22 protein-coding genes are annotated in these 22,492 nt (G+C 71.1%); 12 read left to right on the forward strand and 10 right to left on the reverse strand.

The genetic code is table 11. The features are described 5' to 3' along the window. Position 1 precedes the first annotated feature (1 nt). The gene (gene hemB / locus I5Q34_RS12120) at positions 2–991 is read left to right on the forward strand and encodes a porphobilinogen synthase (RefSeq protein WP_199892918.1); all 990 of its coding nucleotides are present in this window, start codon (positions 2–4) and stop codon (positions 989–991) included. Between the two features lie 343 nt (positions 992–1,334). Further along, a complete protein-coding gene (locus I5Q34_RS12125) occupies positions 1,335–1,787 on the forward strand; it encodes an ATP-binding protein (protein ID WP_199892204.1) in 453 nt (150 codons plus the stop codon). A gap of 11 nt (positions 1,788–1,798) precedes the next feature. On the opposite strand, the gene argS is transcribed toward I5Q34_RS12125, so the two are convergent. After that, positions 1,799–3,556, reverse strand: coding sequence for an arginine--tRNA ligase (gene argS / locus I5Q34_RS12130; RefSeq protein ID WP_199892205.1), 1,758 nt, complete (start codon positions 3,554–3,556; stop codon positions 1,799–1,801). 148 nt (positions 3,557–3,704) lie between these two features. Here argS and lysS point away from each other — a divergent pair, with 148 nt between their 5' ends. Next, the gene (gene lysS, locus I5Q34_RS12135) at positions 3,705–5,456 is read left to right on the forward strand and encodes a lysine--tRNA ligase (protein WP_199892206.1); all 1,752 of its coding nucleotides are present in this window, start codon (positions 3,705–3,707) and stop codon (positions 5,454–5,456) included. Positions 5,457–5,522: 66 nt separating this feature from the next. Here the strand turns inward: lysS and I5Q34_RS12140 are convergent, their stop codons facing one another. Then, positions 5,523–6,215 carry a hypothetical protein gene (locus I5Q34_RS12140; RefSeq protein ID WP_199892207.1) on the reverse strand — a complete coding sequence of 231 codons (693 nt, stop codon included), beginning with the start codon at positions 6,213–6,215 and terminating at the stop codon, positions 5,523–5,525. Between the two features lie 87 nt (positions 6,216–6,302). Next, positions 6,303–7,202: a hypothetical protein gene (locus tag I5Q34_RS12145; RefSeq protein WP_199892208.1), complete on the reverse strand. Its 900-nt coding sequence runs from the start codon at positions 7,200–7,202 to the stop codon at positions 6,303–6,305. 181 nt (positions 7,203–7,383) lie between these two features. On the opposite strand from I5Q34_RS12145, the gene I5Q34_RS12150 reads away from it, so the two are divergent. Beyond that, positions 7,384–8,577, forward strand: coding sequence for an RtcB family protein (locus I5Q34_RS12150; RefSeq protein ID WP_199892209.1), 1,194 nt, complete (start codon positions 7,384–7,386; stop codon positions 8,575–8,577). A gap of 9 nt (positions 8,578–8,586) precedes the next feature. Here I5Q34_RS12150 and I5Q34_RS12155 read toward each other — a convergent pair whose 3' ends face one another. The 5 genes from I5Q34_RS12155 to I5Q34_RS12175 form a co-directional block, all read right to left on the reverse strand. Continuing rightward, positions 8,587–9,372: an LAGLIDADG family homing endonuclease gene (locus I5Q34_RS12155; protein ID WP_199892210.1), complete on the reverse strand. Its 786-nt coding sequence runs from the start codon at positions 9,370–9,372 to the stop codon at positions 8,587–8,589. A gap of 173 nt (positions 9,373–9,545) precedes the next feature. Then, positions 9,546–9,704 carry a hypothetical protein gene (locus I5Q34_RS12160; protein ID WP_199892211.1) on the reverse strand — a complete coding sequence of 53 codons (159 nt, stop codon included), beginning with the start codon at positions 9,702–9,704 and terminating at the stop codon, positions 9,546–9,548. A gap of 173 nt (positions 9,705–9,877) precedes the next feature. Continuing rightward, positions 9,878–10,666 (reverse strand): SDR family oxidoreductase, encoded by a 789-nt coding sequence (locus I5Q34_RS12165; RefSeq protein ID WP_199892212.1) that lies wholly within the window; start codon positions 10,664–10,666, stop codon positions 9,878–9,880. An 8-nt stretch (positions 10,667–10,674) separates the two neighbouring features. After that, positions 10,675–11,025 carry a YnfA family protein gene (locus I5Q34_RS12170; RefSeq protein ID WP_199892213.1) on the reverse strand — a complete coding sequence of 117 codons (351 nt, stop codon included), beginning with the start codon at positions 11,023–11,025 and terminating at the stop codon, positions 10,675–10,677. Further along, entirely contained in the window at positions 11,022–11,624 is a 603-nt protein-coding gene (locus tag I5Q34_RS12175) for a hypothetical protein (RefSeq protein ID WP_199892214.1), read from the reverse strand. The genes I5Q34_RS12170 and I5Q34_RS12175 overlap by 4 nt, the downstream gene beginning before the upstream one ends. Positions 11,625–11,903: 279 nt before the next feature. On the opposite strand from I5Q34_RS12175, the gene hemL reads away from it, so the two are divergent. The 8 genes from hemL (at position 11,904) to I5Q34_RS12215 (ending at position 20,371) form a co-directional block, all read left to right on the forward strand. After that, a complete protein-coding gene (gene hemL / locus I5Q34_RS12180; protein ID WP_199892215.1) occupies positions 11,904–13,220 on the forward strand; it encodes a glutamate-1-semialdehyde 2,1-aminomutase in 1,317 nt (438 codons plus the stop codon). A 157-nt stretch (positions 13,221–13,377) separates the two neighbouring features. Further along, positions 13,378–14,025 carry a histidine phosphatase family protein gene (locus I5Q34_RS12185; RefSeq protein WP_199892919.1) on the forward strand — a complete coding sequence of 216 codons (648 nt, stop codon included), beginning with the start codon at positions 13,378–13,380 and terminating at the stop codon, positions 14,023–14,025. A gap of 144 nt (positions 14,026–14,169) precedes the next feature. Continuing rightward, positions 14,170–15,357, forward strand: a complete 1,188-nt coding sequence (locus I5Q34_RS12190; protein ID WP_199892216.1) for a hypothetical protein — start codon at positions 14,170–14,172, stop codon at positions 15,355–15,357. Positions 15,358–15,424: 67 nt separating this feature from the next. After that, a complete protein-coding gene (locus I5Q34_RS12195) occupies positions 15,425–16,048 on the forward strand; it encodes a TlpA disulfide reductase family protein (RefSeq protein WP_199892217.1) in 624 nt (207 codons plus the stop codon). 43 nt (positions 16,049–16,091) lie between these two features. Next, a complete protein-coding gene (locus I5Q34_RS12200; protein ID WP_199892920.1) occupies positions 16,092–16,832 on the forward strand; it encodes a cytochrome c biogenesis CcdA family protein in 741 nt (246 codons plus the stop codon). Positions 16,833–16,835: 3 nt separating this feature from the next. Continuing rightward, the gene (locus I5Q34_RS12205; RefSeq protein WP_199892218.1) at positions 16,836–18,605 is read left to right on the forward strand and encodes a cytochrome c biogenesis protein ResB; all 1,770 of its coding nucleotides are present in this window, start codon (positions 16,836–16,838) and stop codon (positions 18,603–18,605) included. Then, positions 18,602–19,765, forward strand: coding sequence for a c-type cytochrome biogenesis protein CcsB (gene ccsB, locus I5Q34_RS12210; RefSeq protein WP_199892219.1), 1,164 nt, complete (start codon positions 18,602–18,604; stop codon positions 19,763–19,765). Before I5Q34_RS12205 ends, ccsB begins: the two co-directional genes overlap by 4 nt. Before the next feature lie 72 nt (positions 19,766–19,837). Then, positions 19,838–20,371 carry an SRPBCC domain-containing protein gene (locus tag I5Q34_RS12215; RefSeq protein ID WP_199892220.1) on the forward strand — a complete coding sequence of 178 codons (534 nt, stop codon included), beginning with the start codon at positions 19,838–19,840 and terminating at the stop codon, positions 20,369–20,371. Positions 20,372–20,463: 92 nt separating this feature from the next. Here the strand turns inward: I5Q34_RS12215 and I5Q34_RS12220 are convergent, their stop codons facing one another. Continuing rightward, positions 20,464–21,879 (reverse strand): phosphocholine-specific phospholipase C, encoded by a 1,416-nt coding sequence (locus tag I5Q34_RS12220; protein WP_199892921.1) that lies wholly within the window; start codon positions 21,877–21,879, stop codon positions 20,464–20,466. 261 nt (positions 21,880–22,140) lie between these two features. After that, positions 22,141–22,464: a PLD nuclease N-terminal domain-containing protein gene (locus I5Q34_RS12225; protein WP_199892221.1), complete on the reverse strand. Its 324-nt coding sequence runs from the start codon at positions 22,462–22,464 to the stop codon at positions 22,141–22,143. Positions 22,465–22,492: the final 28 nt, after the last annotated feature.

Raw genomic sequence — 22,492 nt, forward strand, 5'->3', positions numbered from 1 at the left:
GCTGAGCACAACGTACGGATCGTTCCCGGCCGCCCGCCCGAGGCGGCTGCGGACCACCCCGGCCATGCGCCGTATGGTCGCCGAACACCGGCTGCACCCGGCCGAGTTGATCCTTCCCGCCTTCGTGCGGGAGGGCATCGCCGAGCCGGTGCCGGTCTCCTCGATGCCGGGCGTCGTCCAGCACACCCGGGACACCCTGCGCAAGGCCGCCGTGGAGGCGGTCGAGGCCGGGCTCGGCGGGATCATGCTGTTCGGCGTGCCCGAGCACAAGGACGCGACGGGCAGCGCGGGCACGGACCCCGAGGGCATCCTCCAGGTCGCGATCCGCGACGTGAAGGCGGAGGTCGGGGACGATCTCGTCGTCATGTCCGACCTGTGCCTGGACGAGTCCACGGATCACGGGCACTGCGGCGTCCTCGACGCGGCGGGCCGGGTCGACAACGACGCGACGCTGGAGCGGTACGCGGAGATGGCGCGCGTCCAGGCCGACGCGGGTGTCCATGTCGTGGGCCCCAGCGGGATGATGGACGGCCAGGTCGGCGTCGTCCGCGCCGCGCTGGACGCGGCCGGGTACCAGGACGTCTCCGTCCTCGCCTACACGGCGAAGTACTCCTCGGCCTTCTACGGGCCGTTCCGCGAGGCGGTGGCCTCCTCGCTGCAGGGCGACCGCAAGACGTACCAGCAGGACCCGGCCAACGCCCGGGAATCCCTGCGGGAGTTGGCGCTCGACCTGGCCGAGGGCGCGGACATGGTGATGGTGAAGCCGGCGCTGCCGTACCTCGATGTGCTCCATCGGGTGGCGGAGTCGGTGGACGTGCCGGTGGCGGCGTATCAGATCTCGGGCGAGTACGCGATGGTGGAGGCGGCGGCCGCGAACGGGTGGATCGACCGGGAGGCTGCCATCCTGGAGACCCTGACCGGGATCAAGCGCGCGGGCGCGAACATGATTCTGACGTACTGGGCGACGGAGGTCGCGCAGCGGCTGCGCTGAGGGTTTTCTCTCCCCGCCCCGCCCTTTCACCGTTTCTTCCGGGCTCCGCCCGGGTGCAACGCGGCTGCGCCGCGTTCGTCCTCAAACGCCGGACAGGCTGAATCGCGCCCGGGCGCGGAAACCAGCCTGTCCGGCGTTTGAGGACGAACGCGCGGAGCGCGCGAGAAACGGTGAAAGGGCGGGTCCGGGGCAAATCCCCTCCCGGGCGCACCCGGTCGCGCCCGTTTCAAACGTCCCGTGTCACCCACATAGGTCGTCTCTCGTCGAATCCGGGCAGTCCCGGCACGGGCAAACCGAACATGACTACCGTGCGTGGCAGACCGCTCACTCTACGGAGGCGTGCATGAGTCATGAGAGCCCCGAGCCCGATCTCGCCGACGACTGGGAGTACACGCTCCAGGTTCCCTCCGACCCGATGGCGCCGTGCATCGCCCGGCGCACCCTGCGCACCATTTTCGAGGAACACGGGTTCCTCGAACTCGCCGACACGGCCGAGCTGTTGACCTCGGAGCTGGTCACCAACGCCTACCGGTACTCCGACGGGCCCGCCTCGGTGCGGGTGCGACGGGAGGGGGACCGGGTGCGGGTCGCCGTGTGGGACACCAACCCGCGGCTGCCCGCGCTCGACCGGGTCCCCCCGGCGCACGGGCCGGACGACGAGGCCGAGCGGGGCAGGGGGCTCGGCCTCGTCCAGCGGTGCGCGGACAGCTGGGGCGGGTTCGCGCTGCGCGACCAACCCCAGGGATTGGTCGGGAAGTTGATCTGGTTCGAGCTGGGGGCGGCCGCGGCCCGGTGACCGCCCGGTGACTAGAGGCGCTCGGGGGTGCGGATGCCGAGCAGGGCCATGCCCTGGCGCAGCGTGCGGGCGGTGATGTCGCAGAGGAAGAGCCGGTTCTCCTTCAGCTCCGCGGACTCGGCCTTGAGCACCGGGCACTGGTCGTAGAAGGTCGTGTACAGCGAGGCCAGCTGGTACAGGTAGCCCGCCAGCTTGTGCGGCGCGTACTCGGCGGCGGCCTCCGCCACCGTCGCGGCGAACTGGTCGAGGTGCAGGCCCAGCGCCCGCTCGGCCGGGGCCAGCGCGAGCTCCGGGTGCGCCACGGGCCCGGACTCCCCGGCCTTGCGCAGGATCGACTGGATCCGGGCGTACGCGTACTGGAGGTAGACGGACGTGTCGCCGTTGAGCGAGACCATCTGGTCCAGGTCGAACTTGTAGTCGCGGGCCGCCGAGGTGGACAGGTCCGCGTACTTCACCGCCCCGATGCCCACCTGGGCGCCGCGCTCGGCGATCTCCTCCTCGCTGAGGTCCCGGGCCTTCTCGCGGACGATGGCCGACGCCCGGTCGATCGCCTCGTCGAGCAGGTCCACCAGGCGGACCGTCTCGCCCTCGCGGGTCTTGAACGGCTTGCCGTCCTTGCCCAGGACGGTGCCGAAGCCCAGCTGCACGGCCGAGACGTCGTCGGTCAGCCAGCCGGCCCGGCGGGCCGTCTCGAAGACCATCTTGAAGTGCAGGGACTGCCGGACGTCCACCACGTACAGCAGGGTGTCGGCCTTGAGGTTGAAGACGCGGTCGCGGATCGCGGACAGGTCCGTGGCCGCGTAGCCGAAGCCGCCGTCCGACTTCTGCACGATCAGCGGCACCGGGTTGCCGTCCGGGCCCTTGACGTCGCCGAAGAAGACGCAGAGCGCGCCCTCCGAGCGGACCGCGACGCCGGACTCCTCCAGCAGGCGGCAGGTCTCGGCGAGCATGTCGTTGTAACCGGACTCGCCGACGATGTCCTCGTCGCGGATCTCCACGTCGAGCTTGTCGAAGACCGAGTAGAAGTAGATCTTCGACTCGTCCACGAACCGCTGCCAGAGGGCGAGGGTCTCCTCGTCGCCCGCCTGCAGCTCCACCACCCGGCGCCGGGCGCGGGCCTTGAACTCGTCGTCGGCGTCGAAGAGCGCGCGGGACGCCTTGTAGAGCCGGTTGAGGTTGGACATGGCCTCCTCGCCGGAGACCTGCTCGTCCTTGTGGTCCAGCTCGTGCGGGTGCTCGATCAGGTACTGGATGAGCATGCCGAACTGGGTGCCCCAGTCGCCGATGTGGTGGCGGCTGACGACCTTCTCGCCGGTGAACTCCAGGATCCTGACGACCGAGTTGCCGATCACCGAGTTCCGCAGGTGGCCGACGTGCATCTCCTTGGCCACGTTCGGCTGGGCCCAGTCGATGACCGTGGTGCCGGGGTGCTCCTTGAGGGGAACGCCCAGCCGGTCGTCCGCCGCGCGCGCGGCCAGCGTATTCGTGATCGCCGCGTCGGCCACGGTGATGTTGAGGAAGCCGGGGCCGGAGACCTCGACGCCGGCGATCAGATCGCCGGCCGGCAGCCCGTCCACCACCTTGCCGGCCAGCTCGCGCGGGTTCCCCTTGAGCTTCTTCGCCAGCGCCAGCATGCCGTTGGCCTGGAAGTCCGCCCGGTCGCTCCGTCGCAGCAGCGGGTCGGCGGCACCGGCCTCCGGCAGGGCTGCCGAGAGCGCGTCCGCGATGCGCTGTTGGAGGGTGGAAGCGAGGGAGGGGACCAGAGCCATGGGGTGCGTGCCATTCCGGTAGGCGGCAGTTTTTCGGTGCCCACCGAGTATCCCACGCGGCTATCACGGACCTCATGCGCGTTTTCGCGTCCGCCGGGCAACCAGGTGGCCCCCCGTGCCGTCTGGGACAATGGTCATGCCAGACCGTATGGAAGGAAGTGCCGTGGCTCAGGCTCAGAGCACCGAGGCCGACTGGGTCTCCCGTTTCGCCGACGAGGTCATCGCCGAGGGCGAGCGCCGCGCCCCCGGCAAACCGATCGTCGTCGCCTCCGGCCTGTCGCCCTCCGGCCCGATCCACCTGGGCAACCTGCGCGAGGTCATGACCCCGCACCTGGTCGCCGACGAGATCCGCCGCCGGGGCCACGAGGTCCGGCACGTCCTCTCCTGGGACGACTACGACCGCTACCGCAAGGTCCCGGCTGGCGTCCCCGGCATCGACGAGTCGTGGGCCGAGCACATCGGCAAGCCGCTGACCTCCGTCCCGGCCCCGGCCGGCTCCGCGTACCCGAACTGGGCCGAGCACTTCAAGGCCGCCATGGTCGAGGCGCTGGACGGGCTGGGCATCGCGTACGACCCGGTCAGCCAGACCGAGCAGTACACCTCGGGCGCCTACCGCGAGCAGGTCCTGCACGCGATGAAGCACCGCGGCGACATCGACGCGATCCTCGACCAGTACCGGACGAAGGACAAGGCGACCGGGAAGCCGAAGAAGCAGCAGCAGAAGCCGGTCGACGAGGCCGAGCTGGAGGCCGCCGAGGGCTCCGGCGCGGCCGCCGAGGACGACGGCAGCGCCGGCGGCGCGGGCTACTTCCCGTACAAGCCGTACTGCGGCGCCTGCGAGCGCGACCTCACCACCGTCACCGCGTACGACGACGAGTCCACCGAGCTCGCCTACACCTGCGTCTGCGGCCACGCCGAGACCGTCCGGCTGAGCGAGTTCAACCGCGGCAAGCTGGTCTGGAAGGTCGACTGGCCGATGCGCTGGGCCCACGAGGGCGTGATCTTCGAGCCGTCCGGCGTCGACCACTCCTCGCCCGGCTCCTCGTTCGTCGTCGGCGGCCAGATCGTCCGCAAGGTCTTCGGCGGCGAGCAGCCGATCGGCCCGATGTACGCCTTCGTCGGCATCAGCGGCATGGCCAAGATGTCCTCCTCCAAGGGCGGCGTCCCCACCCCGGGCGACGCGCTGAAGATCATGGAGGCCCCGCTGCTGCGCTGGCTGTACGCCCGCCGCAAGCCCAACCAGTCCTTCAAGATCGCCTTCGACCAGGAGATCCAGCGGCTCTACGACGAGTGGGACAAGCTGGAGGCCAAGGTCGCCGAGGGCACCGCGCTGCCGGCCGACGCCGCCGCGTACGCCCGCGCCGCCCGCACCGCCGCCGGCGAGCTGCCCCGCACGCCCCGCCCGCTGCCGTACCGCACGCTCGCCTCGGTCGTCGACATCACCGCCGGCCACGACGAGCAGACCCTGCGCATCCTCGCCGACCTGGACCCGGAGAACCCGGTCACCTCGCTGGAGGAGACCCGCCCGCGCCTGGACCGCGCCGAGCACTGGATCAACACCCAGGTCCCGGCCGAGCAGCGCACCATCGTCCGCGAGGAGCCCGACACCGAGGCGCTCGCCGCGCTCGACGAGCAGGCCCGCGAGTCCCTGCGGCTGCTGCTCGACGGGCTGGAGACGCACTGGTCGCTCGACGGCCTGACCACCCTGGTCTACGGCGTGCCCAAGATCCAGGCCGGTCTGGACCCGGAGGCCAAGCCGACCCCCGAGCTCAAGGTCGCCCAGCGCTCCTTCTTCGCGCTGCTCTACCAGCTCCTCGTCGGCCGCGACACCGGCCCGCGCCTGCCCACCCTGCTGCTCGCGGTGGGGGCGGACCGGGTGCGCAAGCTCCTGACCGTCTGACGCACCGCATGCGGAAGGCCCGCCTCCCCTCGGGGAAGCGGGCCTTCCGCATGCCCGGGGCCCGGGCTACCGCTTGTTCGCCGCGGCGACCGCGGCCACCGCCTCCTTGGCCGCGCCCTGCGCGTCCTTGACCAGGTCGGAGGTGTCGGGGGCCTTCGCGCCCTCCAGACCCGCGCCGCTGTACTTCAGCGTGATCACCACGTTGGCCGTCCGGGCGACGACCGTCGCGTTGTGGTACTCGACGCCCTTCTTGTCGGTGTTCGTCGTGGTCACCGTGGACGCCCAGTCGCCGATGCCGCTCGCGGCCTGGTTCTTGACGTCCTTCGGGGCGTCCTCCGCCATGGCCTTCTTGACCTGCTGCTGGGCGAACTCCTGGGCCCGCTTGTCGGCCGAGCCCAGGGCCGGCTCCGAGCTCAGGCCGTTGTACTGCAGGTTCAGGGCCCGGTACTGGATGTCGTCGGCCTTCTCGTCGTCCAGGCCCCACCAGAAGCAGCTGCCGGTGAGCGCCTTGCCCGCCTTGTCCTTCACCTTCGGCACCAGGTCCTCGACCGTCTTGGCCGGGAGCGCCTTGCAGGTGTCGGGCAGCTTCGGGTACTTCGCCGCGGCCAGCGTCGGCGTGGCCGAGGGCGTCGCCGTGGCGGACGGCGTGCTCTCGCTCTTCTTGTCGCCCCCCGAATCGGAGCAGCCGGCGACGAGCACCATCGGTACGGCGGCGCAGGCGAGGATTCGGGCGAGTCGCGGGGCTGTTCGTCGGTGCATGGGTCCTTCGCTCAATCGATGCGGGGCCGGACAGGATCTCCTCGCACGGTACGCGGCCCGGCCGGAATGGAGGGGGTACTCGCCGGGCTAGTTGCCGAAGTGACCGGCGTCGACCTCCCGGGCCAGGCCGTGCGCCTTGCCCTGGAGGTCCTGGCTGCCGGGCACGTGCCGCCGGTCCGCGCTGCCCTGCGAGTACGCGATGGTGACCAGCACGTTCGCCGAGCGGAAGACGATGGTGACGTCCCGGTGGACGTCCGTCCCGCCGGAGACCAGCTTGTCGTGGACGTACGCGTCGTCGCCCACGTCGTCCAGGACCCGGGAGCCCAGCTCCGGCCCGCCCGAGGGCGGGGCGGGGGCGGAGGGCGAGGCCGTGGCGGCGGGACGGGAGGACGCGTCCGTCGTCTTCGGGTCGTTCTTCTTGCTCTTGTCCTTCGCGTCCTTCGCGCCGGGCTTCGTGCCGGACGGGGTCGAGGAGGACGGCGCGGTGGAGGATCCGGAGGCGTCCGGGGAGGACACCGGGATGTGGGCGGCGGCGGCCCGCTCCTTGTACAGCTGCTGCGCCCGGTCCTCGTCGCTGACGCCGGCCTGGTAGGAGACCACGCGCTCGAAGTCGACCGAGAGGTGGCGGGTGTCGTCCGGGGTCTTCCAGCGGCAGCCGACGCGGCGGTCCGCGTCGTAGGTGAGGGTGGCCTGGCCCTTGTACGCCTTGTCGGCGTCCTGCCCGGAGCTCTCGCCGGAACTTCCGCCGGCGTCCTCGCCGGCACCGGGGAGCAGGCGGCGCAGGGTGTCGCGGCCCACATAGCCGCAGGGCTCGGGGAGGCTGTGGTACTTGCCGGGCTCGGCGGCGGGGGCCGTGGACCCGCCGGTGCCCGGCTTGGGGTCGTCGTCCCCGCCGGTGGCCCCCGAACTCCCGCCGCACCCCGTGAGGCCGGCCGCGAGCACGGCGGCGGCCAGTGCGGCTGCCGGTGCGTACGCCCTCCGCTGCACTGTTCCGAGGCTCCCTTCCGCCCGCTCCCGGGCGAAAACTGGTTGCTGCGGCTGGGTGGCCGCTGGACACAATGTGTACCGCACGCGCAGCCGCACCGCTGGTCCGTCGTCGTGAATCAGGTCATTGATCCGGCTTTTGCGCTTTTTGCTTTATCTCACTTTTTGGGGGAATGGGGAGGATATGTCGTTCACCGAGCTGCCTGGCGCCCGGGTGCCGATCCGCATGTGGGCGGATCCGGCCACCGTCGAGGACGTCGCCATGCGGCAACTGCGCAACGTCGCGACGCTGCCGTGGATCGAGGGCCTCGCCGTGATGCCCGACGTCCACTACGGCAAGGGGGCCACCGTCGGCTCGGTGATCGCCATGCGCGGAGCGGTGTGCCCGGCGGCGGTGGGCGTCGACATCGGCTGCGGGATGTCCGCGGTGAAGACGTCGCTGACGGCGAACGACCTGCCCGGCGACCTGTCCCGCCTCCGCTCGGAGGTCGAGCGGGCCATCCCGGTCGGCTTCGCCATGCACGACGACGCGGTGGACCCGCGCCGGCTGCACGGGCTGCCGACGGCGGGGTGGGACGACTTCTGGGGGCGGTTCCAGGGGGTGGCGGACGCGGTCAAGTTCCGTGAGGGCCGGGCACTCAAGCAGATGGGAACGCTTGGCTCAGGCAATCACTTCTGCGAAGTTTGCATCGATGACCAAGGGTTTGTATGGCTGATGCTGCACTCCGGTTCGCGGAACATCGGCAAGGAACTGGCCGAGCACCACATCGGGGTCGCGCAGAAGCTCTCGCACAACCAGAACGTCGTCGACCGTGACCTGGCGGTCTTCCTCGCGGACACCCCGCAGATGGCCGCCTACCGGAACGATCTGTTCTGGGCGCAGGAGTACGCGCGGCGCAATCGCGAGATCATGATGGCGCTCTTCAAGGGCGTGATCCGCAAGGAGTTCAAGAAGGCCAAGCCGATGTTCGAGCCCGAGATCTCCTGCCACCACAACTATGTGGCGGAGGAGACCTACGAGGGCGTCGACCTGCTGGTCACGCGGAAGGGCGCGATCCGCGCGGGCGGCGGCGAGTACGGGATCATTCCCGGCTCGATGGGCACAGGTTCGTACATCGTCCGTGGCCTGGGCAATGAGGCGTCCTTCAACTCGGCCTCGCATGGCGCGGGTCGGCGGATGAGCCGTAACCAGGCGAAGAAGCGCTTCTCCGCGCAGGACCTGGCCGATCAGACGCGCGGCGTCGAGTGCCGCAAGGACTGCGGGGTCGTGGACGAGATCCCGGCCGCGTACAAGCCGATCGAACAGGTCATGGAGCAGCAGCGGGATCTCGTCGAGGTGGTGGCCCACCTCAAGCAGGTCGTCTGCGTCAAGGGGTGACGGCGGTTGTCACTTCCGGCGCAGCCGGATGCGGCGGAGCTGGCAGGACTTCTCCGACCGGCCGAGTTGCTCGGCTGCTTCGTGGTGGGACGGTGCCGCGAGCAGAATTTGGTCCTCCCACTGTGTCCAACTCCGTCGCTGCCGGGGCGGACTCATATGGGCGGGGCGCACCCAGGTGGCCACCCGTTCCGCCGCTGAGCGCTTGCGCTCAAGAGCCAGGCACCCCGGGTAGTAGAGGTGGTCGGCCAGCGAAACGCCGATCTCGCGCATGTACATGATGTTGTATGCGTGGTCCCGGGTGTTCCGGCTGGTCAGTTTGTGGATGCCGAGCGTGAGCTTGGTGTAGCGACACAGGTAGGTCGCGATGGCAGTGCTCGTCGTGGCCAGGCTGGCGAAGGGCAGCCCCTCGGCGGTGCACCCCACTGCTCCGTCCGCGTCGATGATGCCGCGCAGGTAGTCGCGCCGGGAGAAGGGGACGCGCGGCGGGGCGATGCGTGTCGACTTCTTCCCGCACGGAATCCCGAGTTCGAGGAGACGGGTTCGCCCCTCCAGCGAGTACATGCGCCAGATCGCGCTCCGATGCTCCTCGGAGAAGTTGGTTGTCCGCGTGCGCTCGCTGAGGCTGCTTCTGTAAGGGCACAGCTCTTGGAAGGTGCGAAGCAGGTCGATGTCTCGATAGCTGATCTCGACCTGGAGTCTGCCCTTCTGGCCGGAGCCTGCCATCAGATGCCCGTCTGCCTGCAGGAAGCCGAACATGTAGGCCCAGTGCGGGACTTCGAGGTCCATGAATGTCATGGGCCGATCGTCGGCCGACTTCGGCAGTACGTGTGCGGGAACGGAAGGGCGTCACCCGAACTGGCGGTCGTTCGAACGTCTGTTATGCGCTGACGGGGATGGTCGGGGCTCTGCCCCGGCCCTTGAAGCACGGTGCCCTCCGGCCGCGTCCTCCGCGTACCACCGCAGCTCCATCACGGTCCCCCGGGTCGCGGACGCAGAGGGTCCGCCTGGCCGCGGTCGCCGGGGACGATGCCGAAGGTGCCCTCGCCGAGGGGCTGTTGCCGGTCGGGCGGTTCGACGGCCAGGCAGAGCTGGTCCACGGTGGACTCGCCACGCTCGCGCTCGGCCATGTCGGTGATCGTGGACGGGCTGACGCGCACCGACGGGAACGGGGCCTTGCCCGCGCGTCACTCGGCGGCGCGGACCGGCTCCGGGCCGAGCGGTCCGCAGCGGCACGCCGGCGAACGCTCGGCGTCCGCGGCGTCGAGGACGAGGTGGCGGAACCGGTGACGCGCCGTGCGGGTCAGTTGCCGGAAGTCTCGCGGTGGACCTTGTAGTTGCTCGCCTGGGCCCGGGGGCGGAGGACGAGCAGGTCCACATTGACGTGGGGCGGCCGGGTGACCGCCCAGGTGATCGTCTCCGCGACGTCCTCGGCCGTCAACGGTTCGCTGACGCCCGCGTAGACGGCCGCGGCCCGCTCCTCGTCGCCGCGGAAGCGGTTGAGGGCGAACTCGTCCGTCTTCACCATCCCGGGGGCGATTTCGATGATCCGGACCGGCAGGCCGTTGAGCTCCAGGCGCAGGGTCTCGGCCATGACGTGGGCGCCGTGCTTGGCGGCGACGTAGCCGCCGCCGCCCTCGTAGGTGGCGAGGCCGGCGGTGGAGGAGACGATCACGACCGTGCCGGGGGAGGTCTTCCAGAGGGGGAGCAGCGCCTGGGTCACCTGGAGCGTGCCGAGGACGTTGACCTCGTACATGGCCCGCCAGTCGGCCGGGTCCGCGGTGGCGACGGGGTCGGTGCCCAGCGCTCCGCCCGCGTTGTTGACCAGCACCTCGACGGGGCCGTGGTCGTCGAGGAAGAGGGCGAAGACGTCGACGGCGGCGCGGTCGGTGACGTCGAGCTCGTAGGCGATCGCCTCGTGCCCGGCCTCGGTGAGCTCCGCGGCCAGCGCGTCGATGCGGTCCTTGCGGCGGGCGGTGAGGACGACGCGGTAGCCGGCGGCGGCCAGGCCGCGGGCGGTGGCGGCGCCGATGCCGCTGCTCGCGCCGGTGATCACTGCGGTGGGGGTGGTGCTCTGCATGAGGCTCTGCATGAGGTCTCCTAACGCCCGCGTGGCGCGTACATGATCAACGCTACCCCGGCGAGGCAGACCAGCGCGCCCAGCACGTCGTAGCGGTCGGGCCGGTACCCGTCGGCGACCATGCCCCAGGCCAGCGAGCCGGCGACGAAGACGCCGCCGTACGCCGCGAGGATCCGGCCGAAGTGCGCGTCGGGCTGGAGCGTCGCGACGAAGCCGTACGCCCCGAGGGCGACGACGCCCGCGCCGGCCCACGCCCAGCCCCGCCCGCCCGAAGGACCGCTGCCGCGCACGCCCTGCCAGACGAGCCAGGCGCCGCCGATCTCCAGGACGGCGGCGAGCAGGAAGAGGGCGATGGAGCGGACGACGGTCACGGCCAGACCAGGCAGTAGGGCTGGTGGCCCGCCTCGTGGAGGCGGTGGGAGAAGTCCTGCCACTCGTGGAGCAGCCGGTAGACGGTGAAGGCGTCGCGCGGTCCGCCCCGGTCGGGGACGGTGGACCAGATGAACGCGGCGGCGCCCACGGACTCCTCGCCGATGCCGCGCAGCGGGTCGACGACGGTCATGGGGAGCTTGACGACGGCGTAGTCGGGGTGGAGGACGACCAGTTCGAGCGGGGGGACCTTGTGCAGGGGTATGCCCTCGATGCCGGTGAGGACCATCGCGGCGACCGTCTCGGGCTTGATCCGGGTGAACATCCCGCCCATGCCCAGCTCGTCCCCGCCGAGCTCCTCGGGGCGCATGGAGATGGGCACGCGCGCGGCGGTGGCCCCGTTGGGCGCCCCGAAGTATTTGTAGGTCACCCCCATCCGGCCACTCCTGCTCGCGCTGTTTCCCCCGCCGTCGCCGCCGGTCCGCTCGGGACCACCGGTGCGGGGCTGTTCCCTCCGCCGATGCCGGCCCCCGCGGGGCGGCCGGGCTCGCTCGGGGCCGAGGTCGTCGGTGCCCTCGCCCAGTCCGCCACCGCGATGCATATCTCCACCCGATCGCTTTTTTACGCAGCACAGCCCCCGCCGCGCAACCCGATCATCGTCTCAGACACCTCCCCCGTCGAGAGCGCGCGAAACGCCCGGACACGAGTGCCCACGGGGCTCTGAGACCATGGGTGGCGTGAGCTTCCCCTCCCGGCCCCCAGTGTCCCAGACGCGCGGGGGCTGACACCGGCCGACAGCCGAGCTGTGCCCGCAAGCCGGGGCGCGCGGCCACCGTCGCCGCAGCCGTCCCTCCCTACGTCTTCCGCAGGCAGGAACAGAGTGCCTTATTCGTATGAAGCCCCAGTGTCCCAGACGCTCTTCGAGCGCGCGGCGGTCGTGACGCCCGGTGGCGTGAACTCTCCGGTGCGCGCGTTCCGCGCCGTGGGCGGAACGCCCCGGTTCATGGTCTCCGGCACAGGTCCTTACCTCACCGACGCGGACGGCCGGGAGTACGTGGACCTGGTCTGCTCCTGGGGGCCGATGATTCTCGGCCATGCTCACCCCGAGGTGATCGCGGCCGTCCAGGACGCCGTCTCCCGCGGCACCTCCTTCGGCACCCCCGGTGAGGGCGAGGTCGCCCTCGCGGAGGAGATCGTCGCCCGGATCGCCCCCGTCGAGCAGGTGCGCCTGGTGTCGTCCGGCACCGAGGCGACCATGTCCGCGATCCGGCTCGCCCGCGGCTTCACCGGCCGCTCCAAGGTGATCAAGTTCGCCGGCTGCTACCACGGGCACGTGGACGCGCTGCTGGCCGCGGCCGGCTCCGGGGTGGCCACCTTCGGCCTGCCGGACACGCCGGGCGTCACCGGCGCGCAGGCCGGCGACACGATCGTCCTGCCGTACAACGACCTGGAGTCGGTGCACGAGGCGTTCCACCGCTACCCGGGGGAGATCGCCTGTGTGATCACCGAGGCCTCCCCGGGCAACATGGGCGTCGTCCCGCCGGGCCCCGGCTTCAACGAGGGGCTGAAGCAGGCGTGCGCCAAGAACGGCGCGCTGTTCATCTCCGACGAGGTCATGACCGGCTTCCGCGTCTCGAAGTCCGGCTGGTACGGCATCGACGGCGTCACGCCGGACCTGATGACCTTCGGCAAGGTCATGGGCGGCGGCTTCCCGGCGGCGGCCTTCGGCGGCCGCGCCGACGTCATGGCGCACCTGGCCCCGGCGGGCCCGGTCTACCAGGCCGGCACGCTCTCCGGTAACCCGGTCGCGACGGCGGCGGGCCTGGCCCAGCTGCGGCTGCTGGACGACGCGGCGTACGAGAAGGTGGACGAGGTCTCGCTCCGGGTCCGCTCGCTGGTGACCGAGGCGCTGGCCAAGGAGGGGGTGGCGCACCGCCTCCAGACCGCCGGGAACATGTTCTCGGTGTTCTTCACCGACCGCGAGGTCACGGACTACGAGCTGGCCAAGGGACAGCAGGCGTTCCGCTACACCGCGTTCTTCCACTCGATGCTGGCGCAGGGCGTCTACCTGCCGCCGTCGGCCTTCGAGTCGTGGTTCGTCTCGACGGCCCACGACGAGGCGGCGATCGAGCGGATCGCGGCGGCGCTGCCGGCGGCGGCGCGGGCGGCGGCCGGGGCCACGGAGGAGGCGAAGTGAGCGACGTACGCGCGGCCGCCGGGCTGCAGACGGGTACGAAAGCCGCACCTCTGCGCCGCGCGGGCGGAGATGGGGGCACCGCCCAGGCCGTTCAGGCACTGGGGGAGAACGGAGAGACACAGTGAGCGAGCGTGACGACATCACCGTCGTCCACCTGATGCGGCACGGCGAGGTGCACAACCCGGAGGGCGTGCTCTACGGGCGCCGGCCCGGGTACCACCTGTCCGACCTGGGGCGGGAGATGGCCGACCGGGTGGCCGAGCACCTGGCCGGGCGGGACGTCACCCACGTGGTGGCCTCCCCGCTGGAGCGGGCGCAGGAGACGGCGACGCCGATCGCCAAGGCGCACGGGCTGGACCTGGCGACGGACGAGCGGCTGATCGAGGCCGAGAACGTCTTCGAGGGCAAGACCTTCGGCGTGGGCGACGGCGCCCTGCGCAAGCCGGCCAACTGGAAGCACCTGACCAACCCGTTCCGCCCGTCGTGGGGCGAGCCCTACATCGAGCAGGTCGTGCGGATGATGGGCGCGCTGAACGCGGCGCGGGACGCGGCCCGCGGGCACGAGGCGGTGTGCGTCAGCCACCAGCTGCCCATCTGGATCGTGCGCAGCTTCGTCGAGCGGCGCCGGCTGTGGCACGACCCGCGCAAGCGGCAGTGCACCCTCGCCAGCCTGACGACCTTCACCTACCGCGGCGACAAAATCGTTTCGGTCGGGTACAGCGAGCCGGCCCGGGACCTGGTCCCGGCCCATCTGCTGGCGGGTGCCAAGCCGGTCAAGGGCGGGCCCAAGGCGTTCGGGGCCTGAGTGGCCTGAGTGGCCTGAGCTCCTGAGCGGCCCAGTGGCCTGAGGGGCCCGACTGCCGTACGCCGACGCGCCCCCGTCCTCGAAGTCGTCTTATATGGACGACAAGGAGGGCGGGGGCGCTTCGACGACGAGCGGAGGCCGCGCATGCGGGACATAGCCCGGCGGGGCCTCCTGGGCGTGGCGCTGGGCACGGCCCTCGGCACCGCCGGCTGCGGGCTCGCCGCCGACGCGGACCCGGTGGTGGCCCGGGCCAGGGAGCTGGCCAGGGCCCGGCCGATCGGCGACGGCTCGACGGCGGACGCGGGCCCGCAGCCGATGCAGCCCCCGCCGCCCGAGCGGCTGGAGCCGGGGCAGCGGCCGCCGCAGTTCGTCGTCTTCTCCTGGGACGGCGCCGGCGAGGTCGGCAACGGCCTCTTCCCGCGCTTCCGCAAGCTCGCCCGCGACCACGGCGTGCGGATGACGTTCTTCCTCAGCGGCCTCTACTGCCTCCCCGAGTCCCGCCGGACGCTCTACCGGCCGCCCAACAACCGCCCGGGCGCCTCCGCCATCGGCTACCTCGGCGACGACCACATCCGGGAGACGCTGCGCAATGTGCGCGAGGCGTGGCTGGAGGGGCACGAGATAGGCACGCATTTCAACGGGCACTTCTGCTCGGGCCCCGGCTCGGTGGCCCGGTGGACGCCCGCGCAGTGGGAGTCGGAGATAGAGCAGGCCGTCGCGTTCGTCACCTCGTGGCGGACGAACACCGGGTTCACCGACCTGGAGCCGCTGCCCTTCGACTACCGCAAGGAGCTCGTCGGGGGCCGCGCCCCCTGCCTGCTCGGCCAGCGGAACCTGTTGCCCGCGGCGGCGCGGCTCGGCTGGCGGTACGACGCCAGCTCGCCGGGCGCGCGCCAGGTCTGGCCGCGCAAGCGGATGGGGGTCTGGGACTTCCCGCTGCAGCTGATGCCCTTTCCGGGGCGCTCCTTCGAGCTGCTCTCGATGGACTACAACCTGCTCGCCAACCAGTCCCGCAACTCCACCAAGGCCCCGCCGGTCCACTACCCCCGCTGGCGGCGGCAGGCCACGGAGGCGTACCTGGCCGGGTTCCGGCGCGCGTACGAGACCAACCGGGCGCCGTTCTTCGTCGGCAACCACTTCGAGCAGTGGAACGGCGGGATCTACATGGACGCCGTCGAGGAGGCACTCAAACGCATCGCCGACGAGAAGCACGGCGACGTGCGGCTCGTCTCCTTCCGGCAGCTGTGCGACTGGCTCGACGCGCAGGACCCGGCGGTCCTGGAGGGGCTGAGGCGGCTGAAAGTCGGGCAGAAGTGGGCGCCGGCGGGCTGAACACCGCTGTTGTCCGGGGCGAGGGGGGCGCGGAAGATCCCGGAAATCGCCATGCGAAACTTTTCACATGAGTGCCTGCCGCGCCAGCCGACGCAACCGAATCCGACGTCGTACCACCGTTGCGGCCACCGGCGCCGCCCTCGCCGCCCTGGCCCTGAGCGCCTGCGGCTCCGGGGGCACTTCGGGCGGCGGTGGCGAGACCCAGTTCGTGCAGGGCAAGGGCGGGACCGACGTCGTCAAGGACAAGGACCGGCGGCAGGCCGCTCCGGAGCTGTCCGGCAAGACCCTTGAGGGCGAACAGCTCAACGCCACCGAGAAGTTCAAGGGCAAGGTCATCGTCTTCAACGTGTGGGGCTCGTGGTGCGCGCCCTGCCGTGCCGAGGCGAAGGGCTTGAGCAAGGTCGCCCGGGACTACAAGGACAAGGGCGTCGAGTTCGTCGGCCTCAACACCCGGGACCCCGACCCGGCCCCGGCCAAGGCGTTCGAGAAGCGCTTCGAGGTGCCGTACCCGAGCATCTTCGACTCGGCGGGCAAGCTGATCCTCCGCTTCCCCAAGGGCAGCCTCAACCCGCAGGCCATCCCGTCCACGGTCTTCATCGACCGGAACGGGAAGATCGCCGCACGGGCGATCAAGCCGTTGAGCGAGGACCAGCTGCGCAAGACCCTCGACCCGCTGGTCGCGGAGAAGTGACGCCGTGACCTCCACGTCGATCACCCTCGCAGCCGCCGACGGCATGAACCACACCGTGCTCTCCGGAGCGCTGATACTGGCCCTGCCCGTGGCGCTGCTCGGCGGGCTGATCTCCTTCTTCTCGCCGTGCGTGCTGCCGCTCGTGCCGGGCTACCTCTCGTACGTCACGGGGGTGGGCGGGGCCGACCTCGCGCAGGCGAAGCGCGGGCGGATGCTGCTCGGCTCCTCGCTGTTCGTGCTGGGGTTCAGCGCGGTGCTGGTCTCCGGCGGGGCGCTCTTCGGGTCCTTCGGCAGCACGGTCCTCATGGCGCACAAGGAGACGATCGCCAGGATCCTCGGGGTCGTGATGATCGTGATGGGCCTGGCCTTCATGGGCCTGCTGAACCGATTCGGTCAGCGAGAGTTCCGGTTCCACATGAAGACGTCGATGGGGCTGCTGGGCGCGCCCCTGCTGGGCATCGGCTTCGGTGTCGGCTGGACGCCCTGCATCGGCCCGACCCTCGCGTCCGTCTTCGCCCTCAACGCCTACGACTCGAGCGCGGAGCGCGGCGCCGTCCTCACGCTCGCCTACTGCCTCGGCCTCGGCCTGCCGTTCATCGTGACGGCGCTGCTCTTCCGGCGGGCGCTCGGCGCGTTCGCCTGGGTCAAGAAACACTACGCGTGGGTCATGAGGATCGGCGGCGGCATGCTCGTCGCCGTGGGCCTGCTCCTGGTCACCGGCGTGTGGGACTACATCGTCCAGGACCTGCAGACGTGGACGAGCGAATACAACCCCGGGATCTGATCGATGTCCAAGACTGAAAGCACGCCCGCCCCCGAGGCCCCCGAGGACGAGGCGGCCGCCGGTGCCCGGATGTCCACGGCGCCGGTCGAGGAGAAGGCCCAGTCCGTCCCCGGCTCGTTCGGGGGTGTCCGGGAGCCCGGCGCCCTGGGGTGGCTGGCCTGGACCGGCCGGGAGGTCACCGGCTGGCTGCGCTGGTTCTGGCGGCAGCTGACCTCGATGCGGGTCGCGCTGATCCTGCTGCTGCTGCTCTCGCTCGCGACCATCCCCGGCTCGCTCATCCCGCAGACCAGCGTCGACTCGATGAAGGCCGACAGCTGGAAGGAAGCGCACAAGACGCTGACGCCGGTCTACGAGAAGCTCCAGCTCTTCCACGTCTACAGCTCGGTGTGGTTCTCCGCGGTCTACATCCTGCTGTTCGTCTCGCTGATCGGCTGCATCGTCCCGCGCACCTGGCAGTTCGTCGGCCAGCTGCGGGCCCGCCCGCCGAAGGCGCCGCACCGCTTCGACAGGCTGCCGGCGCACACCGGCTGGAAGACCGACGCCGACCCCGAGCAGGTGCTGGCGGCGGCGCGGAAGGAGCTCAAGCGCAAGTGGTTCCGGACGGCCGTGGACGGCAACGCCGTCTCGGCGGAGAAGGGCTTCCTGCGCGAGGCGGGCAACCTGCTCTTCCACGTCTCGCTGATCGTGATGCTGGTGGCCTTCGCCTCCGCGCAGCTGTGGAAGTACGAGGGCGGCAAGCTCGTCGTCGAGGGCGACGGCTTCTCCAACACGCTCACCCAGTACGACGACTTCAGGTCCGGCTCGTTCTTCTCGCCGGACGACCTGCCGCCGTTCGGCTTCACGCTCAACGGCTTCAGCGGGACCTACGAGCGCACCGGCCCGCAGCGGGGCACCCCGCGCGACTACCGCGCGCACGTGACGTACTGGAACGGCTCCGACGGCGAGAAGCGCGACACCACGATCAAGGTGAACGAGCCGCTGGAGATCGGCGGTTCCAAGGTCTACCTCCAGGGCCACGGCTACGCGCCCAAGGTCACCGTCCGCGACGGCAAGGGCAACATCGCCTACCAGGGCGCGGTGGCCTCGCTGCCGCTGGACAACAACGTCACCGAGACGACCGTGCTCAAGGTGCCGGACTACCTGGACAAGGACGGGAAGAAGGACCAGCTCGGCTTCACCGGCTACTTCGTCCCGACGTTCGACCCGCGGATCGGGCCGTTCTCCCAGTTCCCGGCCCTGGACAATCCGGCGCTGGTGCTCACCGCCTACCACGGCAGCCTCGGCATCGACTCGGGCGTGCCGCAGAGCGTGTACAAGCTCGACATCTCCAAGATGAAGCAGTTCAAGGAGGGTGACCGGGCCTTCTACCGGGCGCTCAAGCCGGGCGAGACCATGACGCTCCCGAACGGCGCGGGCACCCTGAAGTTCGAGGGCATCAGGAGCTGGGCCACCTTCCAGATCTCCCACAAGCCGGGCGACGGGCCCGCGCTGGCCGGTGCCATCGCCGCCATCGTGGGCGTGGCCGCGTCGCTGTTCGTGCAGCGCCGCCGGGTGTGGGTGCGCGCGGTGCGCGGCGCCGACGGGCGTACCGTCGTGGAGCTGGGCGGCCTCGGCCGCAGCGAATCGGCGAAGGTGCCCGAGGAGCTCGCGGACATCGCCGCCGCCCTGCAGCCCGCAGCACCCCCTGTTGCCGACGAGCCCGCCGAGGAGCCCGCCGACAAGCCGGAACGACCTGCCGAACCCTCCGAATCCTCCGAAGGAGCGCGCGCGTGAACCTCGCTGCCGCGGCCAACGAGAACCTGGCCAATACCAGCAATGTGCTGATCTATTCGGCGATGGCCGTCTACACCCTCGCCTTCCTCGCACACATCACGGAGTGGGTCTTCGGCAGCCGCAGCGCCGTCGGCCGCACCGCGGCGGCGATCACCACGGAGGCGCAGCGGACCGCCGCCGCGGTCTCCGTCAAGGTCGACAAGGCCGGCGGCGGTACGGCGGTGCTGGAGCGGCCCAAGGTCGTCACCCGGTCGGCCCCCGGCTCCCGGGACGACGTCCCGGACGGCCCCGGCGCCGCCGGCACCAGCGCGAAGGGCGACCTGTACGGCCGCATCGCGATCTCGCTGACCGTGCTGTCCTTCGCCCTGCACGCGGGCGGGGTGCTCACCCGCGCCCTGTCCGTGGAGCGGGCGCCGTGGGGCAACATGTACGAGTTCTCGATCACCTTCGGCATGTGCGCCGTGGGCGTCTACCTCGGCCTGCTGGCCGCGAAGAAGAACGTCCGCTGGCTGGGCCTGCCGGTGGTGACCACGATCCTGCTCGACCTGGGCCTGGCCGTCTCCGTCCTCTACACCGAGAGCGACCAGCTCGTCCCCGCGCTGCACTCGTACTGGCTGTGGATCCACGTCTCCTGCGCGATCCTCTCCGGTGCCGCGCTGTACGTGGGCGCCGTCTCCACGTTCTTCTACCGGCTGCGCGACGGCTACGAGCTGCGGCTGGCGGCCGGCAAGACCGGCCCCGGCGTGCTGGAGAAGAAGCTCAGGGGTCTGCCGTCCGACGCCCCCCTGAGCATGCGCCTGGGCGTCCGCTTCCACATGGCCTACGACAACGCCCTGACCCGGATGCCGGCCTCCGCCACGCTCGACAAGTTCGGCTACCGGATCAACGCGACCGTCTTCCCGCTGTGGACGTTCACGATCATCGCGGGCGCGATCTGGGCCGAGGCGGCGTGGGGCCGCTACTGGGGCTGGGACCCCAAGGAGGTCTGGTCCTTCATCACCTGGGTCGCCTACGCGTCCTACCTGCACGCCCGCGCCACCGCCGGCTGGAAGGGCCGCAAGGCCGCCTACCTCGCCCTGGCCGCGTTCGGCTGCTACATCTTCAACTACTACGGGGTCAACTTCCTCTTCGGCGGAAAGCACTCCTACTCCGGCGTCTGAGCCGGCTCCCCTTTTCCACGGCGGCCCGTCGCTCGGGAGGCGAGCGACGGGCCGCCGTGGTGTGCTGGTGGCATGGAGATACCGTCCCCGTACGGGGCCTCGGAGACCCACGGCGACGTCCACACCCTCCGTTACGAGCTGTCGTTGCCGTATCCGCCGGAGCGGGTGTGGGACGCCGTCGCGACGTCCGAGGGGCTGCCGACGTGGCTGGCCGCGGCGGAGCCCTTCGAGCGGCGGGAGGGCGGGGCGATCACGCTGCGCTGGCTCAACGCGGCCGGTCCGGAGGGCACGGGGACGGTCGCGCCCGGCCGGGTGACCGCCTGGGAGCCGCCGTCGGTGGCCGAGTACACCGTCGAGGTGCACGGCCGGATCCGCTTCGAGCTGGAGCGGGCGCCGGCGAGCGTCGGCGGGACGCTGCTGCACTTCACGAACGAGATGCCGGGGACGGACGACGAGCGGCTCGACTGCCTGGCCGGATGGCACCACCACTTCGAGTACCTGCTGCAGGCCCTGGCGGGGCATCCGGCCAACTGGCCGACGTGGAGCGTGGAGCGGTGGCAGGCGCTGCGGGGGGAGTACGAGCAGGGGAAGCGGGAGCTTCCATAAAGCCCGTCCGGCGTTAAAGCCCGTCCGGCGTTTGAGGACACCCGCGCGGAGCGCGAGGAAACGGTGAAAGGGCGGGGCGGGGAGCAAACCCCTCACCGCCGCGGCCGCGAGCCGCGCTCCTGCTCGGGAAGCCTCTGCGCCGCCCCCGGCAGCACCGGCTTGGGCAGGTGCGAAACCTCCCACCGCGCCTCCTCCAGCTCCCGCTCCGTCCGCCGCGGCAGCCGCGGCGCCCGCGTCGCCGGCGCCGCGAAGCCGAACGCCGACGTCAGGTCGCCGAACGTCCGCCGCCGCCACGCGCTGATGTTGGGCTCGCGCACCCCCGTCCACCGCTCCAGGAACCGCAGCGCCGACGTGTGGTCGAACGTCTCGCCCGCCGCCCAGCCCCCCACCGTCCACGGGGACACGATCAGGCACGGCACCCGGAAGCCGCCCCCGATCGGCAGCCCGCCGACGAACTCGTCCTTCGTGCCCTTCGGCGGCACCGGCGGCGGGACGTGGTCGAAGAGGCCGTCGTTCTCGTCGTAGTTGAGGATGAAGACGGTCTTGGCCCACACCTCGGGGTTGTCGGCGATCGCCTCGATCTTCTTCGCCACGAAGTCCGCCCCCGCCGCCGGCAGGGAGTCCGGGTGCTCGGACGCCGGCCCGGTGGGGATGATCCAGGAGACCGCCGGCAGCCGGTCGTTGCGGGCGTCGTCCTCGAACGTGCCCTCCGGCAGCCGCCGCATCCCGCGCTCGTACAGCGGGTCGCCCGGCCGCGCGTCCCGGAAACTCCGGAACCACTCCAGCATGTTGCAGCCGTAGTTGTCCTCCTGCTGGTACACCCGCCAGCTGATGCCGGCCCTCTGGAGCCGCTCGGCATAGGTGGTCCAGCGGTACGGCGAGGGCATGGTGTTGTTGATGACCGGGCCGCCCCTGGTGCCGCCGGGGTCGATGGTGCCGGTCATCCAGTAGAGGCGATTCGGCCAGGTGGGACCGAAGACCGAGCAGTGGTAGGCGTCGCAGAGGGTGAACGCCTCGGCGAGGGCGAACTGGAAGGGGATGTCCTCGCGGGTGTGGTAGCCCATCACGTACGGCCCGTTCCTGCCGTCGGCCTTGCGGTGGGCGGGCAGCCAGCGGTCCATCCGCCCGCCGTTCCACGCCTCGTGCTGGACGGACCAGGCGTGGCTGGTGGAGGGGATGGCCTGGGCGCTGGTGCGGCGGGTGTCGAGGCGGAAGGGGAGCAGATAGCCCTTGGGGTTCTCGGGGTCCGGCTGGTGGAAGACGCTCCGGCCGGTGGAGAGCCGCAGGGCGTCCGGGTCGGCGAAGCCGCGCACGCCCTTGAGGGTGCCGAAGTAGTGGTCGAACGACCGGTTCTCCTGCATCAGCATGACCACGTGCTTGATGTCCCTCAGGGACCCCTGCCCGGCCGGGCCCGCCGCCACGGCCCGCTGCACGCTGGGCGGCAGCAGCGCCAGCGCGGCGCCGCCCGCCGCGCCGGCGGCCGAACCGAGGAGTCTTCGCCTGCTCATGTACCCGGGCATGCGCCCTCCCTGAGGCCCTGAGGTCGTGTCAGGCCACAGTGTGGCCGCTACGACCCTTCCGGCCCGGCAGTGCCGGGGGCAGGGGGGTGCGGGTGAACGGTCCGTCAACTGGCCGTGAAAGGAGGGGAGTTGGGAAACGGGAGTGCGGCAGTGAGTTGATCGTATTACCCGATCGAGCGATGGCCCGCTGGGCCGTCGGGAGGAGCCGGGGCCCCCGAACGGGCCCGCCGCCCGGCCGTGCCCGTCCGCTCAGCCGCGCTCGTCGCCGTCCGTGCCCGGCTTGCGGTCCTTGCCCAGCGAGCGGAGGAACTCGGGGTTGTCGTCGGGTGCCACCCAGCCGCCGCTGCCCCCGCTGCCGACGCCCCCGCGCCCGTACGCCTTCGTCCCCGCGCGCGGGCGGCCCACCGCGAGCCAGGCGACCGGGCCCAGCAGCACCTCGCCGAAGAGGAGAATGATGATCACCCACGCCGCCTTGGGCAGCTTGCGGACCTCTTTCTCGGGGGTGTTCAGGCAGTCGATGAAGGAGTAGATCCACAAGGCCAGGACCAGCAGGAACGGCAGATACCTGAGCATTGGCCGACGGACCCCCGGAGAGCGGCTG

Source organism: Streptomyces sp. AV19, assembly GCF_015999245.1.
GTDB lineage: Bacteria > Actinomycetota > Actinomycetes > Streptomycetales > Streptomycetaceae > Streptomyces.